This is a genomic window from Streptomyces sp. NPDC047042 (genome assembly GCF_040644035.1).
Lineage (GTDB): Bacteria > Actinomycetota > Actinomycetes > Streptomycetales > Streptomycetaceae > Streptomyces.
The window spans coordinates 213,336-232,955 of sequence record NZ_JBEYVP010000013.1 but is presented as its reverse complement, the minus strand read 5'-3'; the positions used below and the strand labels follow the sequence as shown (position 1 = coordinate 232,955).

The following is a 19,620-nucleotide window of genomic DNA, read 5'->3' as shown; positions in this document are numbered from 1 at the left end:
CCCGGGGGGGCCGGCCCCCCCCCCCTGCGGGGGGCGGGGCGCAGCCCCAGGCGGGGTCGGGGCGCAGCCCCAGGCGGGGTCGGGGGCGGCGCGGGGACCGCGGCCGCCCCCGATGGGCTAGCGCTGGCGCCCCCGCTTCGCCTCCATCGCCGCCTTCCCCTCCGCCCCCTTCTTCTTCCAGTCCTTCCGGATTTCCGCCCGCAGCCGCGCGTCCGTCTTGGCCACGATGTACTGGTTCTCCCTCAGCAGCTTGCGGTAGCTGTCGAGGCGCCGATGGGACAGCGTCCCCGAGTCCACCGCCTCCAGCACCGCGCACCCGGGCTCCGCCGTGTGGGCGCAGTCCTGGAAGCGGCAGTCGGCGGCCAGTTCCTCGATCTCGGCGAAGACCTGCCCGACGCCGGTACCGGCGTCCCAGAGGCCGACACCGCGCAGCCCCGGGGTGTCGATGAGAACACCCCCGCCGGGCAGGGCGAGCAGGTTGCGGGTGGTCGTGGTGTGCCGGCCCTTGCCGTCGACCTCCCGGATGGCCTGGACCTCCATGACGTCCACGCCGAGCAGTGCGTTGGCGAGCGTCGACTTGCCCGCACCGGACTGCCCGAGCAGCACGGCCGTGCCGTCCGAGACGACCGCCGCGAGGACGTCGACGCCGTCCCCGTTGGCGGCGCTGACGGTGAGCACCGGCACGCCTGGCGCGGTGGCCTCCACGTCCTGGACGAGGTACGAGAGTGTCGTCGCGTCCGGTACGAGGTCGGCCTTGGTGAGCACCACGACGGGCTGCGCGCCCGATTCCCAGGCCAGCGCCAGGAACCGTTCGACGCGGCCGAGGTCGAGTTCGACGGCCAGTGACACGGCGACGATGGCGTGGTCGACGTTGGCGGCGAGGATCTGGCCCTCTGAGCGCTTGGACGAGGTCGACCGCACGAACGCGCTGCGGCGCGGCAAGTACGTACGGACGTAGCGGGGATCACCGGCCGGTTCGATCACGGCCCAGTCGCCGGTGCAGATGACCCGCAGGGGGTCGTGCGGGGTGACGAACGCGGTGTCGGCGCGCAGCACCCCGTCGGCGGTGGCGACGTCGCACTGGCCCCGGTCGACGCGGATCACCCGGCCGACGAGCAGCCCTTCGGACGCGTACGGGGCGAATTCGGCGGCCCATGCGTCGTCCCAGCCGTAGGGGGCCAGAGAGCGCGACAAAGTAGAAGAAGTCGGAGTAGAACGAGAAGGGGAAGCGGACGGGAGATTCAAGGGGGACCCTTCAGGGGGTGGCCCCGGCCCACACGTAGGCTCAGCCGGAGGCCACAGAGGTGGAGTGGACGAACTTCTGGTTGGGGGCAACGCCCATCACAGAGACAGCCATCGGTCACACCTCCCGTTTCTCACTCAGCTGATGGCGGCGGTCAGCGACCGCCGCGTGAAGCGCTGCTCACTGTAGAGCGGTACGCAGCCCAGTGCCACCGAATTTCGCCACCGGGGCCCGTGCCACGATGAGACCATGACAACCCCCCGTCTCACCGAACTGGCCGAGCGCGCCCAGAAACACGTCGCCGACGACCTCCCCGAATCGGATGTGCTCGCTCCCGGAAGCGTCTGGAATCTCTCGCAGACCCTCCAGCACTGTGCCCAGACCGTCCGCTACTCGGTCGCCGGATACCCCCGTCTGAAACCGCCGCTCTATCGGGCAACCGTGGGAGCGCTGGCGAAGCGGGCCTTTCTGGGCCGGGACCGGATGCGCCACCCGCTCGGCGCGGTGATCGACGGCGCCCCGCAACTCGACCGGGACCTTCCGCCGGCCGCAGCCGTCGCTCAACTCGCCGAAGCCGTGGCCCAGTTCACGGAGCACACGGGAACACATGCCCCGCATCCGGCATACGGACCGTGCACCCACGACGAGTTCGCGCGGCTGCACGCGATGCACCTGGCCGAGCACCTGCCCGGGCTGGCCCACGACTGACGGAGGGTCACGCAGGACCCCGTTCTCACTCGTCGTCACCCGGCACGGAAACGCTCTCGCTGAAAGCACTTTCGCCGCGCTCACCCACCGGCTCCGCACACCAATCGGTTTCGGCTGAACAACTGGGGCCCCGTCAGCCGTAACTGATCGGTGAGGCGGTGGGGACCGCCCCGAGCGAAGGAGCGACACCATGATGGCGACCGCGCAGATCGGCGTCACCGGCCTTGCGGTGATGGGCCGGAACCTGGCCCGGAACTTCGCCCGGCACGGTTACACCGTGGCCCTCCACAACCGGACCCCCGCCAGGACCAAGGCGCTGATCGAGGACTTCGGGCACGAGGGCGACTTCGTGGCCGCCGAGACGGCGGAGCAGTTCGTGGCGGCCCTGGAGCGTCCCCGTCGCCTCATGATCATGGTTCAGGCGGGGGCGGCCACGGACGCGGTGATCGACGAGTTCGCGGCGCTCCTGGAGCCCGGCGACATGATCATCGACGGCGGCAACGCCCACTTCGCCGACACCCGCCGCCGGGAACAGGCGCTGCGCGGGCTGGGTATCCACTTCGTGGGGGTGGGCGTCTCGGGCGGTGAGGAAGGCGCCCTGAACGGGCCGAGCATCATGCCCGGCGGCTCCGCGGGGGCGTACGCGGCGCTCGGGCCGATGTTCGAGACGATCAGCGCCAAGGTGGACGGCGAGCCCTGCGTCACCCACGTCGGCACGGACGGCGCCGGGCACTTCGTGAAGATGGTGCACAACGGCATCGAGTACGCCGACATGCAGCTGATCGGCGAGGCCTACCATCTGCTGCGGCAGGTCGGCGGTTACGAGCCCGCGCGGATCGCCGAGGTGTTCCGGCAGTGGAACAAGGGGCGTCTCGACTCGTATCTGATGGAGATCACCGCCGAGGTGCTCGCCCACACCGACTCCGCCACCGGCAACCCCTTCGTGGACGTGGTGGCCGACGCCGCCGGGCAGAAGGGCACCGGCCGCTGGACCGTACGTACGGCCCTGGAACTCGGTTCGCCGGTCACCGCCATCGCGCAGGCCACGTTCGCCCGTGCCGCCTCGGGCCAGCGGGCCCTGCGCGCCGCGTACCAGCAGCTGCCCGGCGGGAGCAGCTGGGACCTCACCGCGTACGAGGCGGAGCGGTTCGCCTGCCTGGTCGAGCACGCCCTGTACGCGTCGAAGCTCATCGCCTACGACCAGGGCTGGAAGATGATCCTGGACGCGTCGGCGGAGTACGGCTGGGACATCGACCTCGGCGCGATAGCGAAGATCTGGCGCGGTGGCTGCATCATCCGCGCCGCCTTCCTCGACCGGATCCGCGCCGCCTACGCCGTCGATCCCTGCCGGGTCACCCTGCTCACCGAGGAGGGGTTCACGGCCGAGATCGCCGACGCGCAGGTCCCGTGGCGCGAGGTCGTCGCGACGGCCGCCCGGCACGGTGTCCCGGTCCCGACGTTCTCCGCCGCCCTGTCGTACTACGACACCCTGCGCGCCGAGCGCCTGCCGGCCGCCCTCACCCAGGGCCAGCGCGACTACTTCGGCGCCCACACCTACCGGCGCACCGACCGCGAGGGCCGCTTCCACACCCTCTGGGAGCGGGCCGACCGGAGTGAGACCGAGGTGATCTGACCTCGCTCCGCGTGATCCTCCGGCCGTTCACGGCACCCCGTGCCCCGCGTGGGGTGGGTCAGGTCGTGCTCGTGCAGGGGCTGCCGTTCACCGTGAAGTCGAACGGGAGCTCGTTGTCGCCGTCGCGGCCGGCGAGGAACCCGAGGGAGACCGTGCCGCCCGCCGCGACCGCCCTGTTGTAGTCGGCGGCGGTGGCCGTGACGCGGTCGCCGTCCTGCCTGAAGTTCGCGTCCCACATCTGGCTGACCCGCTGGCCGTTGTGGAAGCTCCAGGCGATGCTCCAGCCGTCGAGGGCCTTCGTGGTGGTGACGCTGATGGTGGCCTGGAAGCCGTCGGGCCATTCGTTGACGAGGTCGAAGTCGACGTCGCAGGACACCGGGGCGCTCTTGGCGGGGCTCGGCGTGGGTTTCTCACGGGGCTCGGTGGACGAGGAGGTGCCCTGGGGCTCCGTGTCGGGCTTGTCGTTGGCCGTCGGGGACGAGCCGGTGTGCGGCTTCGAGGCCTGGTCCGTCGGCAGGGGGGACGCGGACGGGGTGGCGCCCACGGGGACGGTCAGGCCGGACGGCAGTACGGACGCCGGGTCCACGACGGGCTTGTTGTCGCTCGCGCCGCCCCGCGTGGTCGTGTCGCCGTCCGATCCGCCGAAGGGCATCAGTGACACCGTGAGCGTCAGCGCCGAGACGATGACGGCGGCCACCAGGATCGCCGTACGGCCGATGCGCGGGCGGAACTCCCCGATGGTGAGTCCGGTGTTCATGCCCGCTTCGGTGCGCCCGCCGAGCAGGCCGGCCTCGGCCGCGCGGCGGCGCCGTTCCAGATAGGCGAGGCCGCCCCAGCCGATGACACCGCCGGCGAGCGCGGCGGGCAGGCCGCTGATGCCGCCGTAGAGCCGCAGGCAGGCGGCGGCCTCGGCGCACTCCACGCAGGTCGCGAGGTGCCAGGAGAGGTCCTCGGGGATCTCGGCGCCCTGCGAGCGGGTGACGGCGTCGAGCAGCCGGGCGAAGCTGCGGCACTCGGAGCTCATCGGGATGTCGAGGAGGTTGCGCTGGCACCGGTCCCTGAACAGGCCGCGCACCTGGACGAGTTCGTCGGCGGCGGTATGCGGGTCGAGGCCGAGCCGGCGGGCCACGACGGGCAGCGGCAGCGCCTCCACCTCGGCCAGCCACAGCAGGGCGGCGTCCGGTTCCTGCATGTCGCGCAGGGCGCGCAGCGCGAGCGGGCGGCGCAGCGGCGGGCCCACGTACCGGGCGGCCTTGTCGGAGTTGAGCCAGAGCCTCAGGTCGGGGTCGAGATGGTTGCCGTGCCCGGTTTCCTCCCAGGACGCGGCGGTGCTGCGAACCGCCGCCAGCAGCAGGGGTATCCAGGGCAGCCGGGGTATGCGGCGCCCGGTGCTGCGGGCGCCGAAGTCGGCGGCCCGGGCCGCGTGGATACCGTGCGTGAACGCCTCGGCGGCCAGCTCCGTGCCGGCGGAGGAGCCGGACGTGCACAGGTCGGCGTACGAGAGGACCGCGTCCCAGCACTCGGAGAACAGCGCTGCTTCGGCGGCGTCCTGAGGGGTCGGCAGATCTGGCATTTGGGGGGACTCCAGCATCAACGGCTTGCACACGCCAACGTCAAGGTCAGGGTAGAACGTCAACTGCCCCCAGGAACAAGGGAGTTGAGGGGAACGTTTCCCAGAACGGAGCCCCGAGCTTTTCACGTTTCCCGCACAACTGACAAGCGACGTATTCACATGTCCGCACATGTCAACGCGGCTCGCCGTACGGGGGTCGCGAGGTGAGCGGAACGACGTTTTTGTCCCCGGCCCCCCATACGGATCGCGGGGGCGCTCTGTTCAGACGTTCGGCACCGGATCCCGGGCCGGCAGGCTGTCCATGAAGGAGCTGACGGAGAACACCGCGCGGCCGGGGCCGGGTTCGCCGTAGCCGGGGGGCGAGTCGAGGCCGAACTCGTCCATCGTGGCGCGGTAGGCCTCCAGCAGACGGATGTGGTACTCCAGCGGCGCGCCCTGCGGGTTGGCCTTGCCGAGCGGGGTGGTGGGCTCGGGGCACCAGGTGGTGAACCGGGGCGTGATGCCGTGCGACATGAAGAAGCGCAGGCCCTCGGTGGTGGACGCGATCGCCTCGTCGACCGTGGTGAACCCGGACGGCTCGGCCATCTCCACACCGGCCACGAAGTTGGGGATGACGTTGCGCGCGCCGAAGACCTCCGCCGAGTCCAGGATCCGCTTGTGCCACTCGTCGCGGCCCACGTAGCGCTCCTTGCCGGGGCAGTACAGCTCGAAGAGCCGGCGGTCCCACACCTCGTAGTTGGGGTGGTAGATCTGCACGCCGTAGTCCTTGAAGCGCTGCACGTCGTCCTTGGGCAGCGCCTGGGCGACGACCTTGCCGATCCAGCGTCCCGGGAAGTGCTCCTCGATCGCCTTCGCGTACATGCCGTAGAAGTCGGCCTCGTCGCGGCCCTGGAGCTTCGAGGTGATCGCGCCGCCGGTGAGCGTGTAAGCGGTGGAGGCCTTGGCGGTGTCGTACCGGTTGATGATCTCCAGCGCCTCGAGGACCTCGTCGACGTCCTTGACGCCCGTGTAGGGCCGCCCGGCGGCCTTGTGCTGGCGCCAGTTGTGGTTGATGTCGCAGTACTGGCACTCCTCCTTGGCGCCGAAGTACTGGCAGACCCGGAAGACGGTCAGATAGATCAGGTAGCCCCACTGGATGGTCGGGGCGACCTCCATGACGGACTTCCCGTTGGAGAGGGTGTGGCGGTAGTACTCCGGCATGGGCGGCACCCCTACGTCGGAGATCCGCCTGCCGTCCAGATAGAGGCCGAGGACGCCGTCCTCACCGGCGGCCACCCGGTAGGGCGACGCCGGGTTCACCCGCACCGACACGACGGTCCGGCGCAGGTCGTAGGGCCCGCCGGTGAGGATGATCTCCTCCGGCGGGCGGCGCAGCGCGGCCTCGCCCAGCTCGGGCAGGGTGCCGTGGTCGAAGGAGAAGATGAAGTACGACTTCGGCTTGACGTCACCGCTCTCGTTGTCGCTGAGCGCGGACGCGTCGAAGGCGACACCACCCCTGAGCAGGTCTTCTTTGAAGACGGCTTCCCTCGGTACATGGGGAAAGCGCTCCATCAGATCCTCGACCAGCGCGGTGCGGCTGCCCATCCCGTGTCTCCTCCAGCTCCGGCGGTGTCCCGGCGTTCGACTCCTCACGGTATGCCCCCGCCCGCGCGTGGGTGGCCGCGGGGCCCCTCGGGCATGTCCTCCGGCGTCGCGTGAGAGGGTCGTCGCACCTGAGCGGAGGGACAAACCCCATGGCCGAGACGCTGACCAACTGGGCGGGCAACATCATCTACACGCCCGAGGAACTGCACCGACCGCGTTCCCTGGACGCCCTGCGGGCGCTCGTGGCGGACAGCGAGCGGGTGCGGGTGCTGGGCAGCGGGCACTCGTTCAACGAGATCGCCGAGCCGGGCGCCGGCGGTGTCCTGCTCTCGCTGGCCGGCCTGCCCCAGGAGATCGACGTGGACACGGCGGCCCGTACGGTCCGGGTCGGCGGCGGGGTCCGGTACGCGGAGCTGGCCCGGGCCGTGCACGGGCGCGGGCTCGCGCTGCACAACATGGCGTCCCTGCCGCACATCTCGGTGGCGGGGTCGGTGGCCACCGGTACGCACGGTTCGGGGGTCGGCAACGGTTCGCTCGCCGCCGCGGTGCGCGAGGTCGAGCTGGTCACCGGGGATGGCTCGACGGTGACGATCAGCCGGGGCGAGGAGCGGTTCGAGGGCGCGGTCACCGCGCTCGGCGCCCTGGGCGTCGTCACGGCCCTCACCCTCGACCTGGAGGCGGACTTCGAGGTCGAGCAGTACGTGTTCACCGAACTGCCCCTGGACGGGCTGGACTTCGAGGCGGTGGCCGGGGCCGCGTACAGCGTGAGCCTGTTCACCGACTGGCGGGCGCCGGGCTTTGGGCAGGTGTGGCTGAAGCGGCGGACCGACCAGGCGCCGGTGGACTTCCCGTGGGCCGAGCCGGCCACCGAGGCGATGCACCCGGTGCCGGGGATGCCGGCCGTGAACTGCACCGAGCAGTTCGGGGTGCCGGGGCCCTGGCACGAGCGGCTCCCCCACTTCCGGGCGGAGTTCACGCCGAGCAGCGGCGAGGAGCTCCAGTCGGAGTACCTGCTGCCGCGCCCGTACGCGCTCGACGCGCTGCGCTCGCTCGACGCGATCCGGGACGTCGTCGCGCCGGTGCTGCAGGTGTGCGAGGTGCGGACGATCGCCGCCGACACGCAGTGGCTGAGCCCGGCGTACGGGCGGGACAGTGTGGCCTTCCACTTCACCTGGGTGGCGGACACCGAGGCGGTGCTGCCGGTGGTGCGGCGGGTCGAGTCGGCGCTGAACCCGTACGGGGCGCGTCCGCACTGGGGGAAGGTGTTCGCCGTACCGGCGGAGGTGGTGCGGGGACGCTATCCGCGGCTGGCGGACTTCGGGGCGCTGGCGGCGTTCCTGGACCCGTCCGCGAAGTTCACGAACGCGTTCGTCCAGGAGGTCCTCGGCGGCTGACCTCGGGCCGGGGGCGGTGCCACGTGCGGGGGAACTTTCTTCAGCCCCTTTCCTAACCCCTTGTCGAACCTCCCCCGCTCCCATAGCCTTGCGCCGCGCCGGTGCCGTCGTGCTCCGGTCTGTCCGCATTTCAGGTCCGTACGGGATCTGCTCGGCGAGGGGGCACACCCGGTGGTGAAGCGCACGTCACGTGACATCCGCACCGCGAACCGCTATGAGGTGCTTCGCCAGATCATCGCCCATTCACCCACGTCCCGGCAGGAGCTGGCCGCCGCGAGCGGGCTGAGCCTCGCCACGGTCGCCACGCTCGTCGGCGAGCTGCTCGAGCTGCGGATGATCACGGAGGTCGGGTTCGAGGACTCGGCGGGCGGCCGCCCCCGGGGCCTCGTGGCCGTCAACGCGCCGGGGGGCGCGTTGATCGGCGTCGACATCGCGGAGACGTACGTCCATGTCGAGCTGTTCGATCTCGCGCTGAACGTGCTGGCCCGCGCCGACGAGGACATGCGTCCCGGCGAGAGCCTGCCCGAGCAGGTGGTCAGCCATGTGGCCGCCGCCGTGGGCTCCGTGGTCGCGCAGGCCGGCATCGAGGGCGCGCGGGTGCTGGGCGTCGGGGTGAGCGTGCCGGGGCAGGTGGACCGGGACACCGGCGTCTCGGAGTACGCGCCCAACTGGGACTGGCACGACGTACCCCTGCTCGACCTGCTGTCCGAGGTCATCGCCTACCCGCTCTACCTGGACAACCCGCTGCGCGCCGGCGCGGTCGCCGAGATGTGGTTCGGGGCGGCGCGCGGGCGCGGGGACGTGGTGGTGGTCAATCTCGGTACGGGGGTCGGCGCGGGGCTCGCGCTCCAGGGCGGGCTGTACCGGGGGGTGAGCAACAGCGCCGGCGAGTGGGGGCACACCACGCTCGTCCTTGACGGGCGGTTGTGCCGCTGCGGCAACCACGGCTGCGTGGAGGCCTATGCCGGCGCGCCCGGCATCATGCTGAACCTGCGCGAACTCGGCCCGGACAGCCCGCTGTTGCATCCCGAGGACCAGACCGCCACCATCGACGCGCTGGCCCGTGGGGTGGAGGCGGGCGATCCGGTGGCCGTCGAGGTCGTGCGGGAGACGGCCCGTTACATCGGCGCGGGCATCGCGAACCTGGTCAACGTCCTCAACCCCGAGGTGGTCGTGCTCAGCAGCTGGGTCGCCCGCACGCTCGGCGAGCCGCTGCTGCGCGAGGTGCGCGAGTCGGTCGGCCGGCACGCGCTCAGCAGGCCGCTCGCCGCCACCGAGATCGTCCTGTCCCCCATCCCCACCGATCCGGCGTGCCTGGGGGCGGCGACGTTCGCCCTCGAGGGCGCCCTGTCCTCGGTGACCCAGCGGTCGTCGACCGCCCGGCGGACCGGCGCGATGCCGCTGAAATAGGTCTGGTCCAATGGTCAACCGCGCCCGCGCGGACCGCCGTTGAGCGGTCCGCGCCTTTGTCACGTCCGAAATGCCGAACAGTCCGCAACGTTTCGAACGGGCTTCGTCCAACCCCTTGCCGAAGCCTTAGCCGAAGGTTAACGTCCCGCTCCGCACCTCCTGTTTCAGCCACTCGGCGCTTCGCCCGTGGCCCGCAGCCGCACCAGAGACAAGGACGTCACATGTCGGCCATGAGCAGCAACTGGGACCGCCGATCCATCCTCCGCGCCGCAGCCGGCCTGTCCGCCGCGGGCGCGCTGACCGCCTGCGGCGGCAACAACGGCCGCTCCGGCGGGGCCGGTTCGGGCACGAACCTCACGCAGTACTTCCACGCCTACGGCGAGGCGGGCACCGAGCAGGCCATCAAGAAGTACGCCAAGGCCTACGACAAGGCCAACGTGACCACGCAGTGGATCACCAGCGCCGACTTCGAGAGCAAGCTGTTCGCGACGCTGCTCACCAAGAACGCGCCCGACCTCTTCGAGTTCCACCCGCAGATCCAGATGATCAAGAGCGGCCAGGTGGCGGACCTGACCGACATCATCGAGCCGGTCAAGTCGGACTTCAACCCGGCCGACATCAAGTCGCACACGGTCGACGGCAAGATCTACGGCGTCCGCATGATCGACGACCCGCAGTTCTTCTTCTACCGCAAGTCGATGCTGGAGGCGGCCAAGGTCGACGTGCCCACCACGCTCGACGAGCTGATGGAGGCCGCCGAGAAGCTCACGACCGGCAAGGTCAAGGGCCTGTACATGGGCAACGACCTGCACAACGTCATCAACCCGATGATCTGGTCGGCCGGCGCCGACACCCTCGACGAGAAGAACCAGATCGCCTACCACACCCCAGGCGTCATCGAGGGCATCAAGAAAATGCGTCAGCTGTTCACCAGCGGCAACCTCCTCCTCGGCGCGCCGACCGAGTCCTGGGACCCCTCCTCCCTCAACCAGGGCCTGTGTGCCATCCAGTTCTGCGGTATGTGGGCGATGCCCGGCATCCAGGCCGCGCTCGGCGACGACTGGGGCGTGTTCCCCTTCCCGAAGACCATCGACTCCGGCAAGCAGTCGGTCTACAACGGCGGCTGGTCGATGTTCGTCAACGCCAAGAGCGAGAACGTCGAGGCCGCCAAGGAGTACGTCAAGTGGCTGTGGATCGACCAGAAGCAGTACCAGGAGGACTGGGCCACCTCCTACGGCTTCCACATCCCGCCGCGCGCCTCGCTCGCGCAGTCGGCCACCAAGCTCAAGTCGGGCAACGCCGCTGAGGGCGTCAGGCTCTTCAACGAGTTCGGGCACTTCGACAACATCGGCTGGACCCAGGCCATGATCACCGCCCTCGAGGACGTCTTCGCCAACGCCGTCCGCAAGGACATGGATCCGGAGGCCGCCCTCGACAAGGCCGACGAGGCCGTCAACCGCGAACTCAAGAAGCTGTTCGGATAGGCCGCGGGACGGATCAGGACATGTCGACGACGAAGACGCGCGACATCGCGCGCCCCGCCGCGGAGAAGGCCTCACCGGCCAAGCCGCGGCGGGCCCTGCGGGGCAGCCCCACCTTCAACTTCTGGCTCTTCACCGGGCCGTTCCTCATCGGCCTGGCGATCTTCGTCTACGCGCCGATCCTCTGGAGCCTCTGGCTCAGCTTCTTCGAGGCCCGCTTCACCGTCACGCCCGACAAGTTCGTCGGCTTCGACAACTACACGTACATGCTGACGAACGACGACTTCGTCGGCTCGCTCGGCACCTTCACCGCCTTCGCCGCGTTCATCGTGCCCACCACCTGGGCGCTCTCGCTGGGCCTGGCCCTGCTGGTGAACCGGCTGCGCTTCATGCGCGCGTTCTTCCGGTCGGTCTTCTTCCTGCCGACCGCGTGCAGCTATGTGGCCGCGTCGCTGATCTGGAAGATGTCCATCTTCAGCGGCGTCCGCTTCGGCCTGATGAACACGGTCCTCGGCTGGTTCGGGATCGAGAACATCGCCTGGCTGGCCGACCCGAACCCGCCCTGGTACTGGGTGGTCATCGTCAGCGCGCGTCTGTGGCTGCAGTCCGGCTTCTACATGATCCTTTTCATCGCCGCGCTGCAGAACATCCCGGGCGAGCTGTACGAGGCCGCCGCCATCGACGGCGCCAAGCCGGGCTGGCAGACCTTCCGGTACATCACCCTGCCCCAGCTGCGCGCCACCTCCACCGCGGTGATCCTGCTGCTGCTGATCGCCGCCTACCAGGCCTTCGACGAGTTCTTCAACCTCCTGTCGAAGACCACCTGGGGCCGGCCACCCCTGGTCGAGCTGTACTACAAGGCCCTGGGCGAGAGCCAGGACTACGGTGCCGGCAGCGCCGGCGCGGTCATCCTGACCGTCTTGATCTGCGCCGTGACCCTGCTCCAGGGCAAGTTCATGGGCTTCGGAAGGGGGGACGAGTCCAAGTGACCACCACGATGCCCGAGGTGCCCGAGGTACAGGACCCGGCGCCGCAGTCGAAAAAGCCGCGCCGCGTCAGGCGTGGCGGCGGCGTGATGAGCTCCACCGGGCTCTACATCGCCACCGGTATGGCCGGCTTCTTCTTCCTGATCCCGTTCTATCTGCTGGTCCGCAACGCCCTCTCCACGGACCTCGAGATCACCGGAGAGAACTGGAAGTTCTTCCCCACGGACATCCAGTGGGGCAACATCAGCGAACTGTTCAACGACGGGACGGTGCCCTTCGCCCAGTCCCTGTGGAACTCGGCGATCGTCGCCACCCTGCACACCGTCGGCGTCCTGCTGGTGTGCTCCCTCGCCGGGTACGGCCTGGCCCGTATCCCGTACAAGCACGCCAACAAGGTGTTCTACGCCGTCCTGGGGACCCTGATGGTCCCGACCGCGGTGACCTTCGTACCCAGCTTCGTGCTGGTCTCGTCGCTCGGCTGGGTGGACACCTACCGGGGTCTGATCATCCCGGGCCTGTTCAGTGGTTTCACCTGCTTCCTGTTCCGGCAGTATTTCCTGGGGTTCCCCAAGGAGCTGGAGGAGGCGGCTCGCGTGGACGGACTGGGCTACTGGGGTGCGTACTGGCGCATCGTGGTGCCCAACTCGCTGAACTTCTTCGCGGCGATGGCGACCATCACCTTCATCAACGGGTGGAACTCCTTCCTGTGGCCGCTGGTCATCGGTCAGAGTCCGGACGCGTGGACCGTTCAGGTCGCGCTCTCCAACTACATGACCAACCAGACCGTCGTCTTCCATATGATCTTCATGGCCACCGCATTTTCCATCCTGCCCCTGGTGTTCGTGTTCCTCTTCCTCCAGCGCTGGCTGGTGCAGGGGATCGCCCAGACCGGCATCAAGGGCTGAGCCGCCCATCGAGCTGAACCACGGGCCGAACTAGGAGACCGATGTCCTTCCGCACCACGGCAGCATCCCCGGCGACGGCGACCGACTACGTCGAGGACGTCTCACCCGGCAGCGGGGCACTTCCGCCCCGCGCCTGGTACGCGTCCTCGGACGCCGGTTCGCTGTCCCTGAACGGCAGCTGGCGTTTCAGGCTGTCGCCGACCGCCGACGGCGCGGACGACTCGTTCGCCGAGCCGGGCTTCGACGCCGGGGACTGGGCCGAGGTGACGGTCCCCGGCCACTGGGTCCTCCAGGGCGACGGCGCCTTCGGCGCGCCCATCTACACCAACGTCCTCTACCCCTTCCCGGTGGACCCGCCGCGGGTGCCGACCGAGAACCCGACCGGCGACCACCTGCACGTCTTCGACCTGCCGTCCGACTGGCCCGACCTGTCGGACGGCGGGGCGGTGCTGCGCTTCGACGGGGTCGAGTCGTGCGCCCGGGTGTGGCTGAACGGCACGGACATCGGCGAGTTCAAGGGCTCCCGGCTGGCCCACGAGTTCGCGGTCGGGCATCTGCTGAAGCCCGGCGGCAACGTCCTCGCGGTCCGGGTCCACCAGTGGTCGGCGGGCTCGTACCTGGAGGACCAGGACCAGTGGTGGCTGCCGGGCATCTTCCGCGACGTGACGCTGCTGCACCGTCCGGCGGGCAGCGTCCTCGACTTCTTCGTGCACTCCTCGTACGACCACACGAGTGGTGAGGGCACCCTCCGTGTCGAGTCCGACGTCGACGGGCGGGTCACCGTCCCCGAGTTGGACATCGATGTCAGGACGGGCGAGCCGGTGACGGTCGCGGTCCAGCCGTGGACCGCCGAGACGCCCCGCCTCTACGACGGTGAGCTGGTCACGGAGGGCGAGCGGGTGCCGTTGCGCATCGGCTTCAGGACCGTCGAGCTGGCGGACGGGCTCATCAAGGTCAACGGGAAGGCGGTCCTGTTCAAGGGCGTCAACCGGCACGAGTGGCACCCCGAGAAGGGCCGCTCCCTCGACCTGGAGACCATGCGGGCGGACGTGCTGCTGATGAAGCGGCACAACGTCAACGCCGTCCGCACCTCGCACTACCCGCCGCACCCCGCCTTCCTCGACCTGTGCGACGAGTACGGCCTGTGGGTCATCGACGAGTGCGACCTGGAGACCCACGGCTTCACCGAGCAGGGCTGGCGGGACAACCCCGTCGACGACGACCGCTGGACCCCGGCCCTCCTGGACCGCGCGTCGCGGATGGTCGAGCGGGACAAGAACCACCCGTCGGTCGTCATCTGGTCGCTGGGCAACGAGGCCGGCACCGGACGCGGCCTGACCGCCATGGCCGAGTGGATCCACGGCCGGGACAGCTCCCGGCTCGTGCACTACGAGGGCGACTGGGACTGCCGTGACACGGACATGTACTCCCGCATGTACGCCGACCACGCGGAGACCGAGCGGATCGGCCGGCACCTGGACGGCGGCACCCACAAGCGCCGCCAACTCCCCTTCATTCTCTGCGAGTTCGGCCACGCCATGGGCAACGGCCCCGGCGGCATCGCCGACTACCAGCGGATCTTCGAGGCCCACGAGCGCACCCAGGGCGGCTTCATCTGGGAGTGGATCGACCACGGCGTCAAGGACGAGCGGTTCGGCTACGCGTACGGCGGCGACTTCGGCGAGGAGCTGCACGACGGCAACTTCGTCTGCGACGGGCTGATCTTCCCCGACCGGACGCCGTCACCGGGGCTCCTCGAGTACAAGAAGGTCATCGAGCCGGTCCGCATCGAGGGCGACGGCACGGACGGCACCGTACGCGTGACGAACGCGTACGACTTCGCCGACCTGTCCGCGCTCACCTTCGAGTGGTCGTACGACGTCGACGGCACGGCGGTCGAGTCCGGCACCCTCGCGGTGCCCGCCCTCGCCCCCGGCGAGTCGGCGGACGTGAAGCTGCCCGCGCCGCCCGCCGACGCGCGGGGCGGCGCCGAGTCCCAGTGGACGGTACGGGCGCTGCTGGCCGACGAGTCGGCCTGGGGCGAGCGGGGACACCAGGTGGCCTGGGGCCAGGTCCCCGTGGCCGCCCGTCCGTCGCCGGCGGTCACCGCCTCGGCCGCGCCCGCCGTGGCGGACGGGGTCATCACCCTCGGCCCCGGCTCCTTCGACGCCCGCACGGGTGCGCTGCGGTCGATCGGCGGCCGCGAGGTCCGGGAGCTGCGGCTGGACGTGTGGCGAGCGCCCACCGACAACGACTTCGGCGCGGAGTGGCAGCCCGACATCCGCTACGGCGTGCTGTGGCGGCAGTTGGGCCTGCACCGTATGCGACACCGCCTGGACTCCGTCGAGTCGGGCGAGGACACGCTGACGGTACGCACCCGGGTGGCGCCGGCCGCCGCCGAGGTGGCCCTGAACACGGAGTACCGCTGGACGTCCGACGGCGACCGGCTGCAACTGACCGTGTCCGTCGTCCCGGAGGGCGAGTGGAAGCTGCCGCTGCCGAGGCTCGGCATCCGGCTGGGGCTGTCGGAGGCGGACCGGGTCACCTGGTTCGGCGGCGGCCCCGGTGAGGGCTACCCCGACACCAAGTCTGCCTCCATGCTGGGTCGTTGGGAGTCGACGGTCGACGACCTCCAGACCCCCTACGTCCGCCCGCAGGAGAACGGCGCCCGTGCCGACGTGCGTTGGGCGGAGATCGGCGGACTGCGGGTCGACGGCGACCCGGAGTTCTGGTTCACGGCCCGCCGCTGGACGAGCGAACAGCTCGACGCGGCCGACCACCGGACCGACCTGACGCCCACGGACACCGTCTGGGTCAACCTCGACCACGGGCAGCAGGGCATCGGCTCGCAGTCCTGCGGGCCGGGCGCACTGCCGCAGTACCTGCTGCGGGTGGCGCCGGCGACATTCACCTTCGTGTTCACAGCAATCGAGTAACACTTCCTCATCTCGCCTCTATCGGGGGAACGTTGAGCGGCAACATAGAGGTCCGGGGCCTGTCCCGGACCTTCCACACCACAGTGCGGCGTCCCGGGTTCACCGGGGCGCTGCGCTCCCTCGTCCAGCCGGAGCGGGTCGCCAAGGAGGCCGTCTCCGACATCACCTTCGACGTCGCGCCGGGTGAACTCCTCGCGCTGCTCGGGCCGAACGGCGCCGGCAAGTCGACGACCATCAAGATGCTCACCGGCATCCTCACGCCCACCTCCGGCGAGGCACGCGTCGCCGGTGTGGTGCCGTACCTGGAGCGGGAGCGCAACGCCCGCAACATCGGGGCGGTGTTCGGCCAGCGCACCCAGCTCTGGTGGGACCTGCCGGTGCGCGAGTCGTTCTCGATCCTGCGGGACATCTACGAGATACCGAAGGACGAACACGCCGTACGGCTGCGGGAGTTCGACGAGCTGCTGGCGCTGTCCACGTTCTGGGACACCCGCGTACGGCATCTGTCGCTGGGCCAGCGGGTGCGCTGCGACCTCGCGGCGGCGCTGCTGCACGATCCGCCGGTGGTGTTCCTCGACGAACCCACCATCGGTATGGACGTGGTCGTGAAGGAGCAGGTGCGGGAATTCCTGCGGCACCAGGTCGAGGAGCGCGGCCGGACGGTCCTCCTCACCACGCACGACATGACCGAGGTCGAGCGGCTCGCCGAGCGGGTCGTCCTCGTCAACCACGGCCGGCTCGTGCTGGACGGCACGCTGGACGAGATCAAGAAAAAGTTCGGCTCGACCTGGCAGGTCCGAGCCACGCTGGCCGACCCGCACGCGGAGGTGGCGCCGCTCCCCGGCATCGCTCTCCTGCGCCGCGAGGGCCCCCAGGTGGTCTTCGGCCCCGAGGGCCCGGCCGCCCCGACCGTCCACCAGGCGCTCAAGCAGGTCATCGAGCGGTACGAGGTGACGGACATCGCCCTCGACGAGGCCGACCTCGAGGACGTGATGCGTGCCGCGTACGTCCAGGCCGAGGCACCCGCGACCCCCGAGGGCGCCTGACATGGCCGTCCTGCACGCCTGGCGGGCCGCCCGGGTCACCCCCCTCGGCGAGCTGAACGCCCCGCCCCGGATGACCGCGGCCCTGATCCGGCTGACCGTCCAGGTGGTCCTGGTCGCGTCCCTGTGGAAGGGCCTCTACCAGCAGACCGGTACGACGGCCGGCCTCGACCGCGAGCAGGCGGTGACGTACGCCGTCATGGCCGTACTCGCCTCCCGGCTGCGGGAGTTGGACCAGTACGCGGGCCGCGACACCGTACTCCAGCACATGCACTTCGGCACGATCGTGTACTGGTACCTGCGTCCGCTGCCGCCCCAGCGCTACTACGCGCTGCGGGCCCTGGGCGAGCAGGTGTACGGCTTCGCCTGGGCATTCGCCGGGTTCTTGGTCTGTCTGGCCGCCGGGGTGGTCGAACCGCCCGAATCGGCGGCCGTGGCAGGGGTGTTCGCACTCAGCCTCCTGCTCGGCCAGCTGGTTCTCTACTACGTCATGCTCGTCATCGACCAGCTGTGCTTCTGGACGCTGCGCAACGGCGCCGCGATGCTCATCCTGATCTTCGCGCAGAACCTGCTGTCCGGGGTGTACGCACCGCTGTGGTTCTTCCCCGGCTGGTTCATCACCCTCAGCTCCTTCCTCCCCTTCCAGGCCACGCTGAGTGTGCCGCTGTCGCTGTACGTGGGCCGCATTCCGCTCTCGGACGCGGCCTTCCAGCTCTCCGTGCAGGCCGGCTGGGTCCTCGTACTGGCCCTGTTCACCCGGTTCCTGTGGCGGCGGGCCGCCCTTCGAGTCGTCGCCCAGGGAGGCTGAGGCCGTGAACGCCGTACGTATCGCATGGCGCATCACGCGCCTCAACTTCCGTGCCCAGCTGGAGTACCGCTCCGAGTTCCTGCTGATGATCGCGATCGGTGCCATCTGGCAGGTGTCGGTGATCGTGTTCGCGACGGTGCTGTTGACCCGGTTCACCGGGATGGGCGGCTGGGACAGCTCGGAGGTGCTGCTGATCCCGGCGACCCGGATGCTGGCGCACGGCATCTTCGTCCTGTTCCTCGGACGGCTGCACGGGATCGGCCGGATCATCCAGGAGGGGATGATCGACACCTATCTGGTCCGCCCGATGCCGGTGTTCCGCCAGGTGCAGCTGTCCGTCTTCCCCACCAACGCCATCGGCGACCTGACCGTGGCCGTGGGCCTGATGGTGGGCGCGCTCTCACGCAGCGACCTGGACTGGACGGCGGGCCGGATCACGTACCTGGTGCTGGGCGTCCTCGGCGGGATGCTCATGGAGGCGGCCCTGTTCCTGGTGGTCGCGTGCGCGTCGCTGCGCTTCCCGGCCGCCGACTACTGGGGCCGCTGGCTGGAGGAGCTGCTCGGCACGTTCGGCAGCTACCCCCTGAACGTACTCCCGAGAGCGGTGGGCGGCTTCCTCACCTTCGGCCTGCCCCTGGCCTTCGTCGCGTACTTCCCGGCAGCGGTCCTGACGGGCCACGGCCACGACACGGGCGTCCCGTACTGGCTGGCTGCGGCGTCGCCGTTGCTGGGGCTGGTGGCGTTCCTGGGGGCCCGGCTGCTGTGGCGGTGGAGTCTGGGTCACTACACGGGGGTGAACGGGTGACAGGTGCGGCGCACCGGGCCGGGGTACGTGGGGAGGTACCCGGGTAGCGCTTCGGAGGGATCCGCCCGACCTGCGCGGGGACCGTCAACGAGCGGCGACGGCGAGCGTCTGGGCCAGCAGGGCACGGGAGTGTGACCGGGCTTCGGGGTCCGCGATGATGTCCTGGATCATGACTTCGTCGACGCCGGTGGCCTTGGTCATCTGCTCCAGCTGATCCCGTACGGTCTGCGGGCTGCCGGCGAGCTGACGGGGCCAGCGGCCGTCCGTGATGACGGTGGGGGCGTCCTTCTGGTCCTGGCCGAGTTCCCGCTCGGCTTCCTCGACCGTGGGAACCCGGGCCGCGGGCCCCTGCCGGGCCAGGCGTGCCATCAGGGCGGTCCTGGACCAGTTCAGCCGCCGCGCCTCGGCGTCGGTGTCGGCGACCACGGCGCTGACGGAGAGGATGCCGCGGCCTCCGGCCGGCCCGCCCGCCACGGGTGCGGAGAACGCGCCGTGGCGCAGCAGAGCACGAGGGGCAACGTCAGGGTTGATGAAACCCGCGAAGGCGTAGCCGAGGCCCAGCTCGCCCGCCATCCGGGCGCTGCTGCCCGAGGAGCCGAGAATCCACACGTCGGGCCGCGAGGCGACACCCGCGGCGGGGTTCAGCCGTGCGAAGGGGTGGTCGGCGGGGAAGCGGCCGTGGAAGTAGGCGAGTACTTCCTGAACCTGCTCGGCGAAATCGTCGGCGGGCGGTGCGTCGCGGTCGCGGCGCAGGGCGAGGTCGACCAGGGGGCCCGCGGTGGCGCGGCCGAGGCCGAGGTCGATGCGGCCCGGTGCGAGGGCTTCGAGCTGGAGGAAGGTCTCGGCGACCTTGTAGGGGCTGTAGTGGTTGAGCAGTACCGCGCCGGAGCCGACGCGGATACGGGAGGTGGCGGCCGAGGCCAGGGCGATGAGGATCTCGGGCGCCGAGGAGGCGGTGCTGGCGGCATCGTGGTGCTCGGCGTACCAGATGCGGTGATATCCGAGATCCTCCGCCTGCTTCGCGGCGTCGACCGAGTCCTTGAGAGCTTGGGTTCTGTCGCCGCCGGGGAGGACGGTGGAGAGCTCGACGAGACTGAGTTTCACGGTGTTT

At 70.1% G+C, this 19,620-nt stretch carries 15 protein-coding genes; 11 read left to right on the top strand and 4 right to left on the bottom strand.

All coding sequences use genetic code 11. The annotated features are described in order from the left end of the window. Positions 1-117 precede the first annotated feature (117 nt). Positions 118-1,194, bottom strand: a complete 1,077-nt coding sequence (rsgA, locus tag ABZ855_RS17650) for a ribosome small subunit-dependent GTPase A (RefSeq protein ID WP_360807674.1) — start codon at positions 1,192-1,194, stop codon at positions 118-120. Between the two features lie 298 nt (positions 1,195-1,492). On the opposite strand from rsgA, the gene ABZ855_RS17645 reads away from it, so the two are divergent. Together ABZ855_RS17645 and gndA are read left to right on the top strand one after the other, a co-directional pair. Next, positions 1,493-1,951 (top strand): DUF1569 domain-containing protein, encoded by a 459-nt coding sequence (locus ABZ855_RS17645; protein ID WP_360807672.1) that lies wholly within the window; start codon positions 1,493-1,495, stop codon positions 1,949-1,951. Between the two features lie 190 nt (positions 1,952-2,141). Further along, entirely contained in the window at positions 2,142-3,584 is a 1,443-nt protein-coding gene (gene gndA / locus ABZ855_RS17640; RefSeq protein ID WP_360807670.1) for an NADP-dependent phosphogluconate dehydrogenase, read from the top strand. A 58-nt stretch (positions 3,585-3,642) separates the two neighbouring features. Here gndA and ABZ855_RS17635 read toward each other — a convergent pair whose 3' ends face one another. Then, positions 3,643-5,157 (bottom strand): cellulose-binding domain-containing protein, encoded by a 1,515-nt coding sequence (locus ABZ855_RS17635; RefSeq protein WP_360807668.1) that lies wholly within the window; start codon positions 5,155-5,157, stop codon positions 3,643-3,645. Positions 5,158-5,418: 261 nt separating this feature from the next. After that, positions 5,419-6,741: a radical SAM protein gene (locus tag ABZ855_RS17630; RefSeq protein WP_360807666.1), complete on the bottom strand. Its 1,323-nt coding sequence runs from the start codon at positions 6,739-6,741 to the stop codon at positions 5,419-5,421. Positions 6,742-6,890: 149 nt separating this feature from the next. Between ABZ855_RS17630 and ABZ855_RS17625 the strand changes: the two genes are divergently transcribed. The 9 genes from ABZ855_RS17625 (at position 6,891) to ABZ855_RS17585 (ending at position 18,509) form a co-directional block, all read left to right on the top strand. Continuing rightward, complete coding sequence (locus ABZ855_RS17625) at positions 6,891-8,135, top strand: FAD-binding protein (RefSeq protein WP_360807664.1); 1,245 nt, start codon at positions 6,891-6,893, stop codon at positions 8,133-8,135. Between the two features lie 174 nt (positions 8,136-8,309). After that, complete coding sequence (locus ABZ855_RS17620; protein ID WP_360807694.1) at positions 8,310-9,545, top strand: ROK family transcriptional regulator; 1,236 nt, start codon at positions 8,310-8,312, stop codon at positions 9,543-9,545. Between the two features lie 221 nt (positions 9,546-9,766). Then, positions 9,767-11,029 (top strand): sugar ABC transporter substrate-binding protein, encoded by a 1,263-nt coding sequence (locus ABZ855_RS17615; RefSeq protein WP_360807662.1) that lies wholly within the window; start codon positions 9,767-9,769, stop codon positions 11,027-11,029. A gap of 20 nt (positions 11,030-11,049) precedes the next feature. Next, positions 11,050-12,015 carry a sugar ABC transporter permease gene (locus tag ABZ855_RS17610; protein ID WP_360807660.1) on the top strand — a complete coding sequence of 322 codons (966 nt, stop codon included), beginning with the start codon at positions 11,050-11,052 and terminating at the stop codon, positions 12,013-12,015. Positions 12,016-12,023: 8 nt separating this feature from the next. Continuing rightward, complete coding sequence (locus ABZ855_RS17605; RefSeq protein ID WP_360807692.1) at positions 12,024-12,917, top strand: carbohydrate ABC transporter permease; 894 nt, start codon at positions 12,024-12,026, stop codon at positions 12,915-12,917. A 41-nt stretch (positions 12,918-12,958) separates the two neighbouring features. Next, a complete protein-coding gene (locus ABZ855_RS17600) occupies positions 12,959-15,853 on the top strand; it encodes a glycoside hydrolase family 2 TIM barrel-domain containing protein (RefSeq protein WP_360807658.1) in 2,895 nt (964 codons plus the stop codon). Between the two features lie 32 nt (positions 15,854-15,885). Then, positions 15,886-16,899, top strand: a complete 1,014-nt coding sequence (locus ABZ855_RS17595; RefSeq protein WP_360807656.1) for an ATP-binding cassette domain-containing protein — start codon at positions 15,886-15,888, stop codon at positions 16,897-16,899. A 1-nt stretch (position 16,900) separates the two neighbouring features. Further along, positions 16,901-17,704: an ABC-2 family transporter protein gene (locus ABZ855_RS17590; protein WP_360807654.1), complete on the top strand. Its 804-nt coding sequence runs from the start codon at positions 16,901-16,903 to the stop codon at positions 17,702-17,704. 4 nt (positions 17,705-17,708) lie between these two features. Then, the gene (locus tag ABZ855_RS17585; protein ID WP_360807652.1) at positions 17,709-18,509 is read left to right on the top strand and encodes an ABC-2 family transporter protein; all 801 of its coding nucleotides are present in this window, start codon (positions 17,709-17,711) and stop codon (positions 18,507-18,509) included. Between the two features lie 84 nt (positions 18,510-18,593). Here the strand turns inward: ABZ855_RS17585 and ABZ855_RS17580 are convergent, their stop codons facing one another. Further along, on the bottom strand, positions 18,594-19,613 hold the full coding sequence (locus tag ABZ855_RS17580; protein ID WP_360807650.1) for an LLM class flavin-dependent oxidoreductase: 1,020 nt from the start codon (positions 19,611-19,613) through the stop codon (positions 18,594-18,596). Positions 19,614-19,620 lie beyond the last annotated feature (7 nt).

Excerpts from the sequence above, each read along its gene's own strand:
- ABZ855_RS17645 (WP_360807672.1), top strand. The coding sequence starts at position 1,493 with ATGACAACCCCCCGTCTCACCGAACTGGCCGAGCGCGCCCAGAAACAC.
- gndA (WP_360807670.1), top strand. The coding sequence starts at position 2,142 with ATGATGGCGACCGCGCAGATCGGCGTCACCGGCCTTGCGGTGATGGGC.
- ABZ855_RS17635 (WP_360807668.1), bottom strand. The coding sequence starts at position 5,157 with ATGCCAGATCTGCCGACCCCTCAGGACGCCGCCGAAGCAGCGCTGTTC.
- ABZ855_RS17630 (WP_360807666.1), bottom strand. The coding sequence starts at position 6,741 with ATGGGCAGCCGCACCGCGCTGGTCGAGGATCTGATGGAGCGCTTTCCC.
- ABZ855_RS17625 (WP_360807664.1), top strand. The coding sequence starts at position 6,891 with ATGGCCGAGACGCTGACCAACTGGGCGGGCAACATCATCTACACGCCC.
- ABZ855_RS17615 (WP_360807662.1), top strand. The coding sequence starts at position 9,767 with ATGTCGGCCATGAGCAGCAACTGGGACCGCCGATCCATCCTCCGCGCC.
- ABZ855_RS17610 (WP_360807660.1), top strand. The coding sequence starts at position 11,050 with ATGTCGACGACGAAGACGCGCGACATCGCGCGCCCCGCCGCGGAGAAG.
- ABZ855_RS17605 (WP_360807692.1), top strand. The coding sequence starts at position 12,024 with ATGCCCGAGGTGCCCGAGGTACAGGACCCGGCGCCGCAGTCGAAAAAG.
- ABZ855_RS17600 (WP_360807658.1), top strand. The coding sequence starts at position 12,959 with ATGTCCTTCCGCACCACGGCAGCATCCCCGGCGACGGCGACCGACTAC.
- ABZ855_RS17590 (WP_360807654.1), top strand. The coding sequence starts at position 16,901 with ATGGCCGTCCTGCACGCCTGGCGGGCCGCCCGGGTCACCCCCCTCGGC.